Source organism: Acidovorax sp. SRI_002 (assembly GCF_057586455.1).
Genome location: NZ_JBYCZW010000010.1, coordinates 112,601 through 126,703 on the forward strand (window position 1 = coordinate 112,601; position 14,103 = coordinate 126,703).

Consider the following 14,103-nt stretch of genomic DNA (forward strand, 5'->3'; position numbering starts at 1 on the left):
GGGTCCCAGGTGGAAGGGTGGGCCACTATATCGCCCTGGGCGCAACCCGCGCGCGCAACGCCTCCCACCCGCACAAAGCCCAAAGAGCCCCGAGCTACCTTGGCTCAGGCAGCAAACCCGCCATCGATGAGCAGGCTGGCCCCGGTCACCATCCCCGACTCCGGCCCCGCCAGATAGGCCACCATGCCCGCGATCTCGTCGGGGTGGGCATGGCGGCCGAGCGCCATCATGCCGTGCATGTTGCTGGCCAGGGGGCCGTCGGCGGGGTTCATGTCGGTGTTGACTGGGCCGGGTTGCACGTTGTTCACCGTGATGCCACGCGGCCCCAGGTCGCGCGCCAGGCCTTTGGTGAGGCCCACGATGGCGGCCTTGCTCATGCCATAGACGCTGAAGCCTGCCCATGGCACACGGTCGGAGTTGGTGCTGCCGATGGTGATGACGCGGCCATAGGCACCGCCCTGGCCCATGTGGCGCACGGCAGCCTGCGTGGCCACAAACACCGCGCGCACGTTCACGTTGAGCGTGTGGTCAAAGTCGGCCAGCGCATAGCTGTCCAGCTCACCCGCCACCGCCACGCCTGCGTTATTGACGAGGATGTCCAGGCGGCCCAGCGTTCGTGCAGCGCTGTCGATGGCTTGCGTGAGGGCGGCGGCGTCTGCACTGTCGGCACGCAGCGCCAGGGCCTTGCCACCGCCCGCTTCAATGGCAGCCACCAGCGCCTGCGCCGGGGCTTCGGAGCTGCTGTAGGTGAAGGCCACGGCCGCTCCGTCGCGCGCCAGGCGCTGGACGATGGCGGCGCCGATGCCACGCGCGCCGCCGGTGACAAAGGCAACCTTGCCCGCCAGCAGGCGTGACGCGCTGGCAGGCAGCGTGGTGGGGACGGATGTATCGGGCACAGAAGACATGGTTTTTTCCTAAAAAATCAGATGGTTGAAAAGGTTCTTCACGGAACCAGGAACACCTGCAGTTTCAGAAAAACATTGCTTTGCGGGTAGCCATGAATAGGCTGGATCTATTTCAACCTCCAGTTGAAAATGCAAACCATGCAACCCCTGAGCCACCTCGAATCGTTCGTCAAATCCGCCGAGTGCGGCAGCTTCTCGGCCGCCGCGCGGCTCATGGGCCTGACGCCTGCCGCCGTGAGCAAGAACGTCGCGCGGCTGGAGGCAGGCCTGGGCGTGCGGCTGTTCCAGCGCAGCACGCGGCGCCTCATGCTCACCGAAGGCGGGCAGCGCCTGCTGGCGCAGATCAGCCCGCCGCTGACCGCGCTGGCCGATGCGGTGGACCACGCGGCCGAGGCCGAGCAGCAGCCTGCGGGCACGCTCAAGGTGAGCATGGGCCAGGCTTTTGGCCGTGCCTACATCGTGCCGCTGCTCACCGAGTTTTTGCAGCGTTACCCGGCCATCCAGCCCGACTGGCGCTTTGAGAACCGCCAGGTGGATCTGATCGGCGAGGGTTTTGACGCCGGCATTGGCGGCGGCCTGAACCTGAACCCCGACATGGTGGCGCGCACGCTGGGGCCGATCCACCTGGTGGTGGTGGCCGCCCCCGCGCTGCTGCAGGGCCGCAAGGCGCCGCGCCACCCGGCAGACCTGGCGCAGTGGGACGGCATTGCGCGCCGCGCCATCCGCACGGGGCGCGTGCCGGTGACCACGCTGCGCAACAAGGCGGGCGACGCTGCAGCGGCAGTGTTCCGCCCTCGCATCGTGTTCGACGACCCCGAGGCCATGTGCCAGGCCGCGCTGATGGGCCTGGGCCTGGCCGTGCTGCCCATGCCGTTCGCGCAGCCCTGGCTGGCACGCGGCGATCTGGTGCGGGTGCTGCCGGGCTGGTGGGCGGATGCAGGGCCGACATCGCTGTACTACCCCAGCAAAAAGCTGCTGCCAGCGCGCACGCGGGTGTTTGTGGATTTTGTGGTGGAGCAGTTCGCGCTGCGCGGGTTTGCGCAGCGGGTGCGGGGCGATTGAGCGCAAGCCCCTGCGCGAGACTGACCTGCGCAACCTGCGCCACTCTCGGCCCAGCCTTGGTGGGAGAGGGCGGGGAGAGGGAGAACAAGCGCGGCGCCCCCGAAGCCCCGTCTCCCCCACCCGCTCCCACGAGGGGAAAGGGAGTTAACCCCGGCGCTGCGGCGATGGAAGGCGGCCGTGCCCAGCGGGCGTCATGGCTGCTTGCCCACAAACGCCACGGTGAGCCCCTTGGCCGTCACCGTGATGGGCCCGGGCTGCAGCCCCAAGCCGTCGAACATGGCCGTGTCCTGCGGGCGCAGCTGGTGCAAGGTGACTTCGCGCAGGGATTGTTCGGCCAGCACGGGGGCATAGGCATTGATCAGTTCGGTGACGGCCGGTTTGAGCGTGGGGAAATCCAGCCGCCCCAGCCGGATCTGGTGGGCGCGCAGCGTGCGGTCACTGGCTTCATAGCGCAACGCAAACTCCACATCGAACGTGCCCGCGTGGCTGCGCCGCAGCGCAGCGCCCGCCGCGTCCACCGCCATGACGGCGCCCAGGCGATTGACCTCAGGCAGCAGGCGCAGGCGCGGGGGTTGCAGGGTGAGATCGAACAGGCCTTGCACCGGCACACTGCGCGGGAACTTCGTGGCCACCATCTCCTGCAGCTGCGCGAGCGGCACGGTGTAGCTGGGCTGGGCCCACGCGGCACGCCCTGCCAGCAGCAACGCGGCGCCGCCCAGGGCCAGGCCGCTGCCGGTGGTTCTCAGAAATCGTCTGCGGTGCAGCATGAGGCTATCTCCTTGATAGGCCTGTGTGACACGCACGAGATGAAAAGGTGCCCCATTTGTGGGCCATGGCTGTGTATCCGTTCGCACAGCCCTGCAAGCCGTTCCCAGCCATGGGTTGGAACCCAAAATGACCGCTGGCGCTTATCCAACAAGCGCTGACCTCTCTCCATGGAGATGCGATTGCTTATCGCCCCACCACCGACCAGCCTGCCTTCTGGTTGCCCTTGTCGTTCTCATACTCCCACGCCGTGCCGCAGCGGTCGCACACATAGCGGGTGATGGTGACGGAGCCCGTCTCGCGGTCTTCCTTGCGGTTGCCGCGCTGCACCAGCTCGGCGTGGCCCGGCGCCTTGCGCCAGTTGCGCTGGATGCCCTGGCAGGGCTCGCACAGCGCCATGGGTTTGAGTTCGTTCTGTCGGGCCAGGTCTTTGGTCATGGGGTGTCAGCCATCGTGGGCCGGTGTGGGTGGGTTTGTCTGCTGCGGGGCGGCTACTGTAAGGCACCTGCGGGGGCAAAGACACAGCCTGGTGGCTGAATCACATGGCAAATTAGCATCTAGCGCTTGATAGGCAAGCGTAACCAGCTATCAAATCAGGAGTCACTTCTTCAGCGCCTTGGCCATGCGGGCGTTGTGCAGCACCACGCCCGCACGCTCCACCTGCTGGCGCGCTTCCACCGCGAAGCCCTGCGCGGCGAAAAAAGGCTCGGCGGTCAGGCTCACGTGGGCGTTCAAGCGGGTGATGCCGCACTGCACCGCCTGCGCGTGGAGGTGTGCCATCAGCGCCCGGGCCACGCCCTGGCCTGCAAACGCCGGGGCCACAAAAAACATGTCGATGGTGCCGCTGGCCTGCAGATCGGCAAACCCAGCTATCGCCCCGCCGTCTATTGCTTGCGCGATGAAGGGCTGGTTGGCCCGCATGCGCTCGGCCCACTGCGCAGCGTCATGGTGCAACGGCGCCCAGGCGGCCAGCTGTTCGCCGGTGTAGTCCTTGCAAGCCAGGCCATGCACCGAGGCATGAAACACGGCGCGCAACGCGGGTTCGTCGCCAGGGCAGAAGTTGCGGATTTGGAAGGAAGGCATGGCGAGCGAACTGCAGAGAAAAAGGGGCGCGATGGTGCCACAGCGCAGCGCGGTGAAGAAATCTCAGCCCGCCGCCATGCGCAGCCTGCGCGCTGCATCTTCATCGCGTGCGTCGTCAATCTCGCGCAGCACGGCCTGCATGTCCACATCGGCATGCGTGGGCGCATAGATGCCGGTGAGCGGCGTCTCGTTGCTCAGCAGCCCGCTCTGGTACAGGCTCCAGATCTCGGGGCCGTATTGGGTGGCGCGCAGCTCGGGGGCAAACTGGCCGAAGAAGTCGCGCAGGTTGGCGACGTCGCGCAGCAGCATGCGCTGGGCGTGGTTGTTGCCCGCAGCGTCCACGGCCTGGGGCAGGTCGATGATGACGGGGCCATCGTGGCCGGCTTCTCCACCTTCTGCGCCCGGCAGGTGGGCCAGCAGGATGTTGAACTCCGACAAGTCACCATGCACCACGCCCGCACACAGCATGCGCACCACCTCGGCCACCAGCGTGGCGTGGTGGGTGCGCGCGTCTTCGGGCGTAAAGCTCACATCGTTCAGGCGCGGGGCGGCGTCACCGTGGGCGTCGGTCACCAGCTCCATGAGCAGCACGCCGTCATGAAAGTTGTAGGGCTGCGGCACGCGCACGCCGGCAGCGGCCAGGCGGTAGAGCGCATCGACCTCGGCGCTTTGCCAGGCGGCCTCTTGTTCTTGCCGGCCAAACTTGCTGCCCTTGGCCATGGCGCGGGCCGAGCGTGAGTTCTTGACCTTGCGGTTTTCGGTGTAGTCCACCGCCTGCCGAAAGCTGCGGTTGTTGGCCTCTTTGTAGATCTTGGCGCAGCGCGTTTCATCACCACAGCGCACCACATAGACCATGGCCTCCTTGCCGCTCATGAGCTGCCGGACCACGGTGTCGATCAGGCCTTCCTCAATGAGGGACTGCAGGCGGGGGGGAGCTTTCATCGGGTCAGTGCGGTAGAGGGGGAATGGTCCATTGTCGTTGCAAGGCCACAAGAGGACGGCGTGCCCAGGGCCTTGAACGACAATCCGACGGCTTTTCAGTGTGATGACGGGCCGCCCCCAGGCACGCCGCCGTTCCACCGCCTTCTCTTTTTCTTGCGCCGTACCAGGCGCTGCCGCCCGGAGACCCCCCCATGCCCTTCGCCATTGCGCCCCCCGCCACCGCCCCGCGCGCTGCTGCGTTGGTGGGGCTTCTGATCGGGGGCGTTGCGGTTTCGCAGCCTGCGGCGGCTGCCGGGTTCCGCGAGGGTGCCTATGCGGACTCCTTGGGCAGCACCGCCGTGGTGTGCGTGACAGCGCAGCACATGGCAAGCCTGACGGCCCCCGCCTGGAAGAACGCCATGCAGCAGCGCGGCATGGACTGCACGGTCAGCGAGTCTGACCAACCCATGCCCGGCCATGAGACCTGGAAGGCCCATTGCGTCGCCCCTGCCCAGGCCGCAGGCGCCAGCGCCGCGCACCTGTACCAGTTCACCGTGCACGCCGATGGCGAGCGGCTTGTCATCGACAGCGGCATGCAGACTTCGGCGGGCCGGCAGATGATGAAGAAGGCCTTTTTCGGCACCTACCAGGGGGCGTGTGCGCCCGGCACCCCACCCCTGGACGTGTGGGCCTACCTGGATGGCACGCACGGCATGGAAACACCTGCGCAGGCCGATGCACGCAAGGCGGTCGCCATCGACCTGATCCGCTGCGGCAATGTGTTCAACGGCCTGTCGCTCAGCGTGGCAAAAGCCCGGCAAGAAGGCATGCGCGCCGCTGCGGCGGCCATGCTGGAAGCAGCGGTGGAGCTGCACCCGGGCGAGGGCGACTTCCACATCGACGCGCTCAAGAAATCGGCGCCCGAAGTGTCGGCCGAACTGGTTGGTACGTCGGCAGAAAAGAAGTTTGCGCTGTACCAGACCTGCAGCCCGTATCTGGAACCAGACGGCATCACCAAGGCGGTACAAAGCCGCGTGGCAGCGGGTGCCCCCCCACGCTAGTGAGGTATTGCACGCTATCCGGCACGTAGAACGGCGATTCGTTCGCAACTGCCGCACCCTGTTCCAGGCACCTCACGGCGCCTACAAACACCAACGCCCCGCACCACGCACAGTGGTGTCGGGGCGCTGCTTGGGCTTGGATCTAGGAGTCTGCGCTTATTTGTCCAGCTCGGCGGCCAGCATGTCCCAGCTGGGGTACGAGCTTTCATCGAGAGTGATCGCACCCTTGCCTGCGGCAAACTTGAAAGCGGTGGTGCCGGTGCGGGCAAATTCCAGGGTCTTGAGTTGGCACACCGCGGCCTTGGAAGGGGCATCGTTGCAGTAGCGCGGGGCGTTGTCCACGATGGTGCCGGCCGCGTAGCGCACCTGGCGCAGGTGGTCCACGGTCTGAAAGCTGTCCTGCTTCACATCCATCTTCACATCGCAGCCGCACGATTGCTTGAGGGTGCTGGCGGCGGTTTTCAGCGCGGGGGCCACCTCGGCAGCAAAAAAGTCGCGCTCGGCCTTGCCGGCATGGGCCAGCGATGCGACAGCCAGGCTGAGGGTTGCGACGAGCAACAGGGGGATCTTGTTTTTCATGGTTCTCCAACGGGTTGGCTTTGGGTGTGCAGGCCCCTGCCCCTCCCGGACAGACGGGCCGCGCCAGAGGTGGTGGCGCCAGCGCCGAATTTTGCGGGGGGCCAGGTGCAGCGCTTGTAACAACGCGGTAACAGCGCATGCTTTTTGGGCAACAGGTCATGCACGCACGCGGCCCGGCAGTCCGAGGGGCGATGGCTCAGAGGCTGAGAGTTTTTTTGCCGAGCCCGAAAGGCGCGCAAAAACGTCTCGGATCTAGGCGCAAAGCACAGCCATAGCTCGGGCTATGGCGAGCATTTGCAACGGCGAGCCGGGGCGTTTCGGCGTGCAAGGCGAGCATAGATAAAAGACTCTCAGACTCTCAGACTCTCAGCCGCGGCCCTGCGCTAGAAGCCGGAGCCGTGCGTGCGCCGCCCCGTTCACGTCCGGCGGCAGCTGGTGCTTGGCCTGCAGGTAGTGGTGGGTGAACACGTCCAGGTACGCCTCCAGCGCCTGTGCGGCCTGCAGCTCGCCCGCCAGCTCCAGGCACAGCGCGCCCACCTCGGAAGTGCAGAAATGGTCCGTGCGCGTGGAGCGGCGCAGGTGGTAGCGTGAGAGCTGCTCGGGCTGCAGGCTCAGCACGGGCAGGCGGTCCAGGTACGGGCTCTTGCGGAACATCTTGCGCGCCTCGGGCCAGGTGGCATCGAGCAGGATGAACAGCGGGCGCTTGCCCGTCGGCTCGGTGCGGCCCACCTGCGTGACTACGCGCCCAGGCTCCACAAACTCACCCGGAAACACCACATACGGCTGCCACTGGGGGTCAGCCAGCAGCGCCAGCAGGTCGGGGTGCACCTCGGTGCGCGCCCAGCCAAACGCGTAGGTGTCGGCCACCACATCGGCAATCAGCCAGCCGGTATTACTGGGCTTGAGCGGCTCGATGTCGGCCATCAGCAGGCACATGCCCGCGCGCGTGGGCAGCACGGGGCGCAGTGCGCAGATGCAGTGGCTGGGCACCAGGCGGCAGCCCGCGCAGCGCTCGCCCTTGGGGCCGCCCCGGGCCAGGAAGGGCTTGGCGCTGCGGGCCAGGCGCTCGGTGCGCAGGCGCGATACCGCATGGGGCGGGTGCGGCACCGCCTGAGGCTGGGGCGGCGGCACAGGGGTCGCCGTCACTGCCCGCCCGCCTGCTCCAGCGCAAACAGCGGCAACTCGGCCCGGCGGCTGAGCCACACGCCGCCACCCAGTTCGATGGCGCCTTCGCGCAGGCCGCGCCGGTACAGCTCGGCACGGTGGCGGAACACGCGGTTGTCGGTGATCTCTTCGTCGATGATGTCGCGCTCAAAATCCTCGCGCGACACGGCCTCGACATAGAGCGCGCCTTGGGTCAAACGGCCCAGGTTGAGCAGCGCAGCCTTCAGGTCCGGCGGGCTCAGGTAGGGCAGCACGCCCTGGCAGATGACCAGGTCAAACGGCTTATCAGCCACATAGTCCACCACCGAGCCCTGCTGCCACCCAAAACGCTCGCACAGGTAGGGGCTGAACTCCACGCCCTGGTAGCTGGCCTGCGGAAAATGCTGCGCCACGATGCCCTTCCACAGGCCAATGCCACAACCCACGTCCAGCACGCGCGACACCGGCACGCGCAGGTACTTGAGGTAGCTGCACACAAAGGTGCCCAGGCGCTCCATGTGCGCCGGGTCCACCACGCTCGTTTTTTTGTCGAAGTAAAAGCGCTGGTAGTAGGCCTCGTCAAAAGTGGTGGCGCTGGCGGATTTCAATGGCGGGTCCTTGGGTCTTTTGGGGGGATTTGCACCACCCGGCGGGCGGCACAGCGAAGCGGCCAAGTATCCCCCACGCATGCTGGCGTGCCATCGCAGCAGCACGCTGCGGTAGTCTGTCGCCATGGATTCGCTGATCTCCGCCGCCGCCCGCGCGCTGGCCGCAGGCGACGCCCTGGCCGCCCTGCAGCGCGTGGCCCTGCGCGACGACCCACCGGCCCTGGCCCTGCGCGGCATTGCCATGGCCCAGCTGGGCGAGCACCCGCGCGCCCGCGATCTGCTGCGCCGCGCCGCACGCGGCTTTGGCACGCGCGAGCCCGTGGCCCGCGCCCGCTGTGTGGTGGCCGAGGCTGAAGTGGCCCTGGCCCAACGCGACCTGGGCGGGCGAGCGCAGGCGCTGATGTCGGCAGGGGCTACGCTGCAGGCCCACGACGACATCGCCAATGCGCTGCAGGCACGGTTGGTGGCAGCGCGCACGCTGATCCTGCTGGGCAAGCTGGACGAAGCATCGGCTGCGCTGGCAGGCGCTCCCACCACCGACGCCACAACGCGACTGCCCCCTTCCCTTGTCGCGGTGGCCGAACTTGCCGCCGCAGAGCTGGCCCTGCGGTCACTGCACATCGGCGCAGCGCGCACCGCCCTGCAACGCGCGCAACAGGCTGCCGCCCAATCCGGCGTGCCCGCGCTGCTGACCGAGGTGGCACAGGCCCATGCGTTGCTCCAACAGCCCGCTGCGCGCTGCCTTGCGAATGGCGCCGAGCACACGCTGCGGCTGGACGACGTGGCCGCGCTGCTGGCGTCCCCCACGCTGTGGGTCGTGGACGCCTGTCGCCACGGCGTGCGCGCGGGCGAGGTGTGGCACCCGCTGGCACGCCGCCCTGTGCTGTTTGCGCTGGTGCGCGCGCTGGCTACCGCGTGGCCGGGCGGCGTGGACCGCGAAGCCTTGATCGCCAACGTGTTCCGCACCCGCCACCCCGACGAAACCCACCGCGCCCGCCTGCGGGTGGAAATCGGCCGCCTGCGCGCCCTCATCGCTCCGCTGGCCGGGGTGGAGGCCACGCCGCGCGGCTTTGTGCTCCGGCCCCACGGCGGACGCACTGTGGCCGTGCTGGCCCCGCCGGTGGAGGGCGAGCAAGGCGCGCTGGTGGCGCTGCTGGCCGACGGCGCGGCATGGTCCACATCCGCCCTGGCGCTGGCCCTGGGCGACAGCCAGCGCACCGTGCAGCGCGCGCTGGCTGAACTGGAAGCTACCGGCCGCGTGCGCGCCATCGGCCAGGGGCGCGCACGCCGCTGGCTGGCCGCGCCCCTGGTGGGATTCACGACGATCTTGTTACTCCCCACCGCGCAGCCGATTGCCTAAAGTGGCTTCACCGCCCAACGCACAGCGCCCTTGCCGTGCACCGGGTACCTACCCTTAGGAGCTACCGCGATGACCACAGCCACCCCTACCGCCACCCACGACACCGCCTGCAGCAGCGACATGGCGGGCACCCCGCCGTCCACCAAACACCTGCCCATTGCGGCCCGCCAGCCCGCCGAGGTGGTGCGCGAATACGGCCCGTTTGGCGGCGCCAGCACCATCCACGGCGTGACGCACGATGGCCAGCGGGTGTGGGCCGCCACGGGCGAACACCTGGTGGGTTTTGACCCGGCCAGCGGCGCCACCACCCGCACGCTCAACGTGGTGTGCGACGCAGGCACCGCGTTTGACGGCACGCACCTGTACCAGATCGCCGAATCACGCATCGACAAGATCGACCCCGCCACGGGCCAGGTGGTGGCCACCATCCCCGCACCGGGCGGCGGCAACGATTCAGGCCTGACCTGGGCCGAAGGCAGCCTGTGGGTAGGCCAGTACCGTGACCGCAAGATCCACCAGATCGACCCGTCCACGGGTGCGATCCGCCGCACCATCGAATCCAACCGGTTTGTGACCGGTGTGACCTGGGTGGACGGCGAGTTGTGGCACGGCACCTGGGAGGGCGAAGAAAGCACCCTGCGCCACATCGACCCCACGAGCGGCGCCGTGCTGCAGCAGCTCGATATGCCGCAAGGCGTGGGTGTGAGCGGGCTCGAATCGGATGGGGCCGGGCTGTTCTACTGCGGTGGTGGCGGCAGCGGCAAGGTGCGCGCCGTGCGTCGGCCCGGCGCACACACGCCCGCTTGAAGATCAGAAAACCGATGCGCTGAGCCGGTCGGCCCGGCCGTCACGCCGCTGGCTTGGGTGGGCGGTGCAACGCGCAGATCTTGTTGCCGTCCGGGTCGCGCAGGTATGCCAGGTAGAGCTTGCCGCCAGGGCCTTCACGGTAGCCCGGTGGGTCTTCGCAGGTGGTGCCACCGTTGGCCACACCGGCCGCGTGGAAAGCATCGGCCTGCTCGGGCGACTGCATGGCAAAGCCGATGGTGCCGCCATTGGCAAAGGTGGCGGGCTCGCCATTGATGGGGGTGCTGATGCAGAAGGTGCCGGTGGGGCCCCGGTAGAAATACCGGTTTTTGTTGGCGACACCCGGGGGCACACCGATGGTGCCGAGCAGCGCGTCGTAGAACTTCCGGGACACCTCCAGATCGTTCACACCGACCATCACATGACTGAACATAGCTTCTTGTCTCCGTAGTGCCCCCGGGGGCAGTGGTTGATAGGCCCGGGGATGTTACCGGCCCTGCACCCACCCGGCGCGCACGCTGGCGACACGGCCACACACGGCAGTCTGGTTTCAGATCAAAATGCCATCTACCGCTTATCCAACAAGCGCCACCAGCTATGAAATCATGAGCAACCCCGGACCACAACATTCGCCCCTGAGCCCCCACATCGCCCCCGTCCCCCTCGACAAAGCCTACCGCCTGCTCAACCACGGCCCCACGGTGCTGGTGTCGGCAGAGCATGCAGGCCTGCACAACGTGATGGCCGCATCGTGGGCCTGTGCGCTGGACTTTGCACCGCCCAAGGTGACAGTGGTGCTCGACAAAGCGACGCGCACGCGCGAGCTGGTGGAAGCCAGTGGCGAGTTCGCATTGCAGTTGCCCACCCTGCCCATGGCGGCGATGACCGTAGCCCTTGGCACCGACAGCGCCAAGACCCACCCCCACAAACTGCAGCAGCACGGCGTGGAGCTGTTCCACGCCCCTGGCCATGCCACCCCGCTGGTACAGGGCTGCGCCGCCTGGCTGCTGTGCCGCGTCATCCCCGAGCCCCACAACCAGCAGACCTACGACCTGTTCATCGGCGAGGTGGTGGCCGCCTGGGCGGACGAGCGCGTGTTCCGCAACGGGCACTGGAAGTTCGACACCGCGCCCGATGCGCTGCGCACGCTGCATTACGTGGCGGGTGGGCAGTTTTATGCGACGGGGGCTTCGGTGACGGTATGAGCCTGGTGCCCGTGCGCGTCGCCCATCGTGGGAGAGGGCGGCGGCTGGTTTGAGAAACACGAGCATTGTTTCTACTGGGTTGCGATCTCAGCTCCCGCCTTGCTCCACATTACTCCCCGTCCAAAAGCCCCACCTGCTTGAGCTCTGCAAACTTGGCCGCCATCGTCGGGTTGCCGCGTGTGAGCTTCTTGATCGTGAGGTCTTCGGCCTTGTCGTTGGCCAGGCGCAAATTGTTGGCCGACTTGTGCAGCGCCTCCTTGGTCTTCTCCAGGTCCTTGATGGCCTCGTCAATGCGCCGCACGGCCTCCTCAAACCCATCTGACGCCAGGCGCCAGTTGCGCCCAAACGCGCCCTTGAACTCCTCCAGTTGCGATTCGAACTTGGTGATGTCCAGGTTCTGCGCCTTCACCAGCGCCAGCTCCGACTTGTACTGCAGCGACTTCATCGCAGCGTTGCGCAGCAGCGTGATGATGGGGATAAAGAACTGCGGGCGCACCACGTACATCTTGGGGTAGCGGTAGAACATGTCCACGATGCCGGTGTTGTACAGCTCGCTCTCAGGCTCCAGCAGCGACACCAGCACCGCGTACTCGCAGCCCTTTTCAGTGCGGTCCTTGTCCAGCTCTTTCAAGAAATCTTCATTGCGCTTCTTCGTGGCCGTCTCGTCGCTCTCGTTCTTCATCTCGAACATGATCGAGACGATCTCGTTGCCCGCCTCGTCCGCATCGCGAAAGATGTAGTCGCCCTTGCTGCCGCTGCGCGCGTCGTTGTCCTTCTCAAAGTAGGCGCGGGGAAACGCCGTGGCGCGGATGCGGTTGAACTCCGTCTCGCAGTGCTGTTCCAGCGTCTCGCCCACCATCTTGGTCGACAGGCGCGCCTTCATGTCCCGCAGCCGCGCAATCTCGCCGTCACGGTCGCGCAGCTGCAAGGCGTACTGCTCCTTGATGGCGTTTTCCTCCAGCTGCTTTTTCACCACCACCAGGTTCAGGTCGTTCTTGAGTTCGTCGCGCTCTCGCGCCACCACGGTGACTGCCTCGGACACCGCCAGCCTGCGCGCCACCTCGGCAGCGTCCAGCTGTGATTTGAGCTGCTGTATCTCGGCGTCCTTTTGGGCGGCCACGCCCTGCAGCTGCTGCGCCAGCCGTGCTTGGGCCAACTGGTCCGCTGCCTGCTGCGCCTGCCGCGCACGCTCCAGCTCATTGGCCAGCGCGTCGCGCTGCTTCTCCACCGCGCCCAGGGCCTGCGCCACCGCCAGGTCACGCTCCACCGCGCCCGCGCCCAGCTGCGCCTTCAGGGCCTGAATCTCGGCATCTTTGGCCGCTGCCGACTTCTGCAGCTCATTGGCCACCTGGGCCTGCGCCAGCGCCACCGCATTGCGTTTGTCCTGCTCGGCCAGCTCCAGCCGCTCGTGCAACTGCGCATGGAAATCTGCGTCGCGCACCTGCTTGAGGATGTCGGCGTAGCCGGTCTCGTCCACCTTGAAGGCCTTGTTGCAGTGGGGGCAGATGATGTCGTGCATGGCGGTCACCGTGTGTCTTGTTCGTGTTTAGTGGGTAGGGGAGCATAGCGGGCAGGAGCGTGCGCAGACGGAGCCTGTCGCAGCCTCGCGCAGCGCTTCAGCAGGCTCAGCGTGAACGGCTCCAGCGGATTCATGCTGCATCAGCCGCAGGTCTGCGGCGGCAGTTCTTGCATCGCGCCCATCTTGCTGATCACCAGGTCCATGAAGGCAGACACCGCCAAGGGCAGGTAGCGCCGGCTGGGGTAGACCATGTGCACGCCGTGGCCCTGCCGGTGGTACTGCGGGAGCACGGGCACCAGCAGGCCAGCGCGCAGATCGCGCTGGGTTAGCGTGGAGGGCAGCAGTGCAATGCCCAAGCCCGCCAGCGCGGCCTTGCGCAGGGCCTGCGCCGTGTTGCCACTGAAACGGCCCGCCACCTGCACCTCGGCCTGCGCTCCATCCGGTCCCGTCACGCGCCAGGTGGCCTTGCCGCTGGGGTGGCTGAACACCAGGCAGTCGTGGTCTGCCAGGTCTTGCAGCGTGTCCGGCACGCCCTGGCGGGCCACGTAGGCCGGGCTGGCCACCAGGCCGTCGTTGCCCGCATCCAGCACCTTGCGGGCAAAGAGGCTTGAGTCCTCCAGGATGCCGCCCCGAAGGGCCACATCAATCCGGTCTGCAATCAGGTCGGCGCGCCCGTCGCTCAGTACAAAGTCCACCCGCACCTTGGGGTGCGCTGTCAGAAACTCGGTCAGCCACTCCATCGCAAAGAAATCAAAAAAATCGGCCGGTGCCGCCACCCGCACCAGGCCACTGGGCTCCTGGTTCACCGCCAGCAACTCCTCGCCCGCATCCATCAGCCCCTCTACCGCGCCGCTGCAGCGCTCCAGAAACACCTGGCCCGCGCTGGTAAGCGTGAGATGGCGGGTAGAGCGCTGCATCAGCCGGGTGCCCAGCTGCGCTTCCAGCTGCTGCACCCGGCGGCTCAGGGTGTTGGGCGGCACGCCCAGGCGGCGCGCGGCCTCGGCAAAGCTGCCACAGCGCACCACCTGCACAAAGATGGCCACGTCGTTCAGATCCAGCATGGTCGTGCTCATTCATTCAATTAATGG

Annotated in this window: 16 protein-coding genes; 5 read left to right on the forward strand and 11 right to left on the reverse strand. The window is 67.1% G+C overall.

Going from position 1 to position 14,103, the window contains the following annotated elements:
* Positions 1-104: 104 nt before the first annotated feature.
* Positions 105-905: an SDR family oxidoreductase gene (locus AC2YJX_RS24290; RefSeq protein WP_487257502.1), complete on the reverse strand. Its 801-nt coding sequence runs from the start codon at positions 903-905 to the stop codon at positions 105-107.
* Between the two features lie 138 nt (positions 906-1,043).
* Between AC2YJX_RS24290 and AC2YJX_RS24295 the strand changes: the two genes are divergently transcribed.
* Complete coding sequence (locus tag AC2YJX_RS24295) at positions 1,044-1,967, forward strand: LysR family transcriptional regulator (RefSeq protein WP_487257569.1); 924 nt, start codon at positions 1,044-1,046, stop codon at positions 1,965-1,967.
* A gap of 191 nt (positions 1,968-2,158) precedes the next feature.
* Here AC2YJX_RS24295 and AC2YJX_RS24300 read toward each other — a convergent pair whose 3' ends face one another.
* The 4 genes from AC2YJX_RS24300 to AC2YJX_RS24315 all read right to left on the reverse strand — a co-directional run bounded on the left by AC2YJX_RS24300 (position 2,159) and on the right by AC2YJX_RS24315 (position 4,757).
* A complete protein-coding gene (locus AC2YJX_RS24300) occupies positions 2,159-2,734 on the reverse strand; it encodes a hypothetical protein (RefSeq protein WP_055401110.1) in 576 nt (191 codons plus the stop codon).
* A 184-nt stretch (positions 2,735-2,918) separates the two neighbouring features.
* Positions 2,919-3,170, reverse strand: a complete 252-nt coding sequence (locus AC2YJX_RS24305) for a hypothetical protein (protein WP_055401112.1) — start codon at positions 3,168-3,170, stop codon at positions 2,919-2,921.
* A 162-nt stretch (positions 3,171-3,332) separates the two neighbouring features.
* Positions 3,333-3,815, reverse strand: a complete 483-nt coding sequence (locus AC2YJX_RS24310) for a GNAT family N-acetyltransferase (RefSeq protein WP_487257503.1) — start codon at positions 3,813-3,815, stop codon at positions 3,333-3,335.
* A gap of 63 nt (positions 3,816-3,878) precedes the next feature.
* Positions 3,879-4,757, reverse strand: coding sequence for a PA4780 family RIO1-like protein kinase (locus AC2YJX_RS24315; RefSeq protein ID WP_055401116.1), 879 nt, complete (start codon positions 4,755-4,757; stop codon positions 3,879-3,881).
* A 191-nt stretch (positions 4,758-4,948) separates the two neighbouring features.
* Here AC2YJX_RS24315 and AC2YJX_RS24320 point away from each other — a divergent pair, with 191 nt between their 5' ends.
* The gene (locus AC2YJX_RS24320) at positions 4,949-5,797 is read left to right on the forward strand and encodes a hypothetical protein (RefSeq protein ID WP_487257504.1); all 849 of its coding nucleotides are present in this window, start codon (positions 4,949-4,951) and stop codon (positions 5,795-5,797) included.
* Between the two features lie 156 nt (positions 5,798-5,953).
* On the opposite strand, the gene AC2YJX_RS24325 is transcribed toward AC2YJX_RS24320, so the two are convergent.
* From AC2YJX_RS24325 to AC2YJX_RS24335, 3 genes are all read right to left on the reverse strand, one after another.
* Positions 5,954-6,376, reverse strand: a complete 423-nt coding sequence (locus tag AC2YJX_RS24325; RefSeq protein ID WP_055401120.1) for a hypothetical protein — start codon at positions 6,374-6,376, stop codon at positions 5,954-5,956.
* 366 nt (positions 6,377-6,742) lie between these two features.
* Positions 6,743-7,522: a tRNA-uridine aminocarboxypropyltransferase gene (locus AC2YJX_RS24330; protein WP_487257505.1), complete on the reverse strand. Its 780-nt coding sequence runs from the start codon at positions 7,520-7,522 to the stop codon at positions 6,743-6,745.
* Positions 7,519-8,127: a methyltransferase domain-containing protein gene (locus AC2YJX_RS24335; protein ID WP_487257506.1), complete on the reverse strand. Its 609-nt coding sequence runs from the start codon at positions 8,125-8,127 to the stop codon at positions 7,519-7,521. The genes AC2YJX_RS24330 and AC2YJX_RS24335 overlap by 4 nt, the downstream gene beginning before the upstream one ends.
* A 124-nt stretch (positions 8,128-8,251) precedes the next feature.
* Between AC2YJX_RS24335 and AC2YJX_RS24340 the strand changes: the two genes are divergently transcribed.
* Positions 8,252-9,487 (forward strand): helix-turn-helix domain-containing protein, encoded by a 1,236-nt coding sequence (locus AC2YJX_RS24340; protein ID WP_487257507.1) that lies wholly within the window; start codon positions 8,252-8,254, stop codon positions 9,485-9,487.
* 120 nt (positions 9,488-9,607) lie between these two features.
* Positions 9,608-10,294: a Vgb family protein gene (locus AC2YJX_RS24345; protein ID WP_121508925.1), complete on the forward strand. Its 687-nt coding sequence runs from the start codon at positions 9,608-9,610 to the stop codon at positions 10,292-10,294.
* A 40-nt stretch (positions 10,295-10,334) separates the two neighbouring features.
* On the opposite strand, the gene AC2YJX_RS24350 is transcribed toward AC2YJX_RS24345, so the two are convergent.
* A complete protein-coding gene (locus AC2YJX_RS24350) occupies positions 10,335-10,724 on the reverse strand; it encodes a VOC family protein (RefSeq protein ID WP_055401124.1) in 390 nt (129 codons plus the stop codon).
* 172 nt (positions 10,725-10,896) lie between these two features.
* Between AC2YJX_RS24350 and AC2YJX_RS24355 the strand changes: the two genes are divergently transcribed.
* A complete protein-coding gene (locus tag AC2YJX_RS24355) occupies positions 10,897-11,496 on the forward strand; it encodes a flavin reductase family protein (RefSeq protein ID WP_487257570.1) in 600 nt (199 codons plus the stop codon).
* Positions 11,497-11,605: 109 nt separating this feature from the next.
* On the opposite strand, the gene AC2YJX_RS24360 is transcribed toward AC2YJX_RS24355, so the two are convergent.
* A complete protein-coding gene (locus AC2YJX_RS24360; protein ID WP_487257571.1) occupies positions 11,606-13,015 on the reverse strand; it encodes a DUF2130 domain-containing protein in 1,410 nt (469 codons plus the stop codon).
* A 140-nt stretch (positions 13,016-13,155) separates the two neighbouring features.
* A complete protein-coding gene (locus AC2YJX_RS24365) occupies positions 13,156-14,076 on the reverse strand; it encodes a LysR family transcriptional regulator (protein ID WP_487257572.1) in 921 nt (306 codons plus the stop codon).
* Positions 14,077-14,103 lie beyond the last annotated feature (27 nt).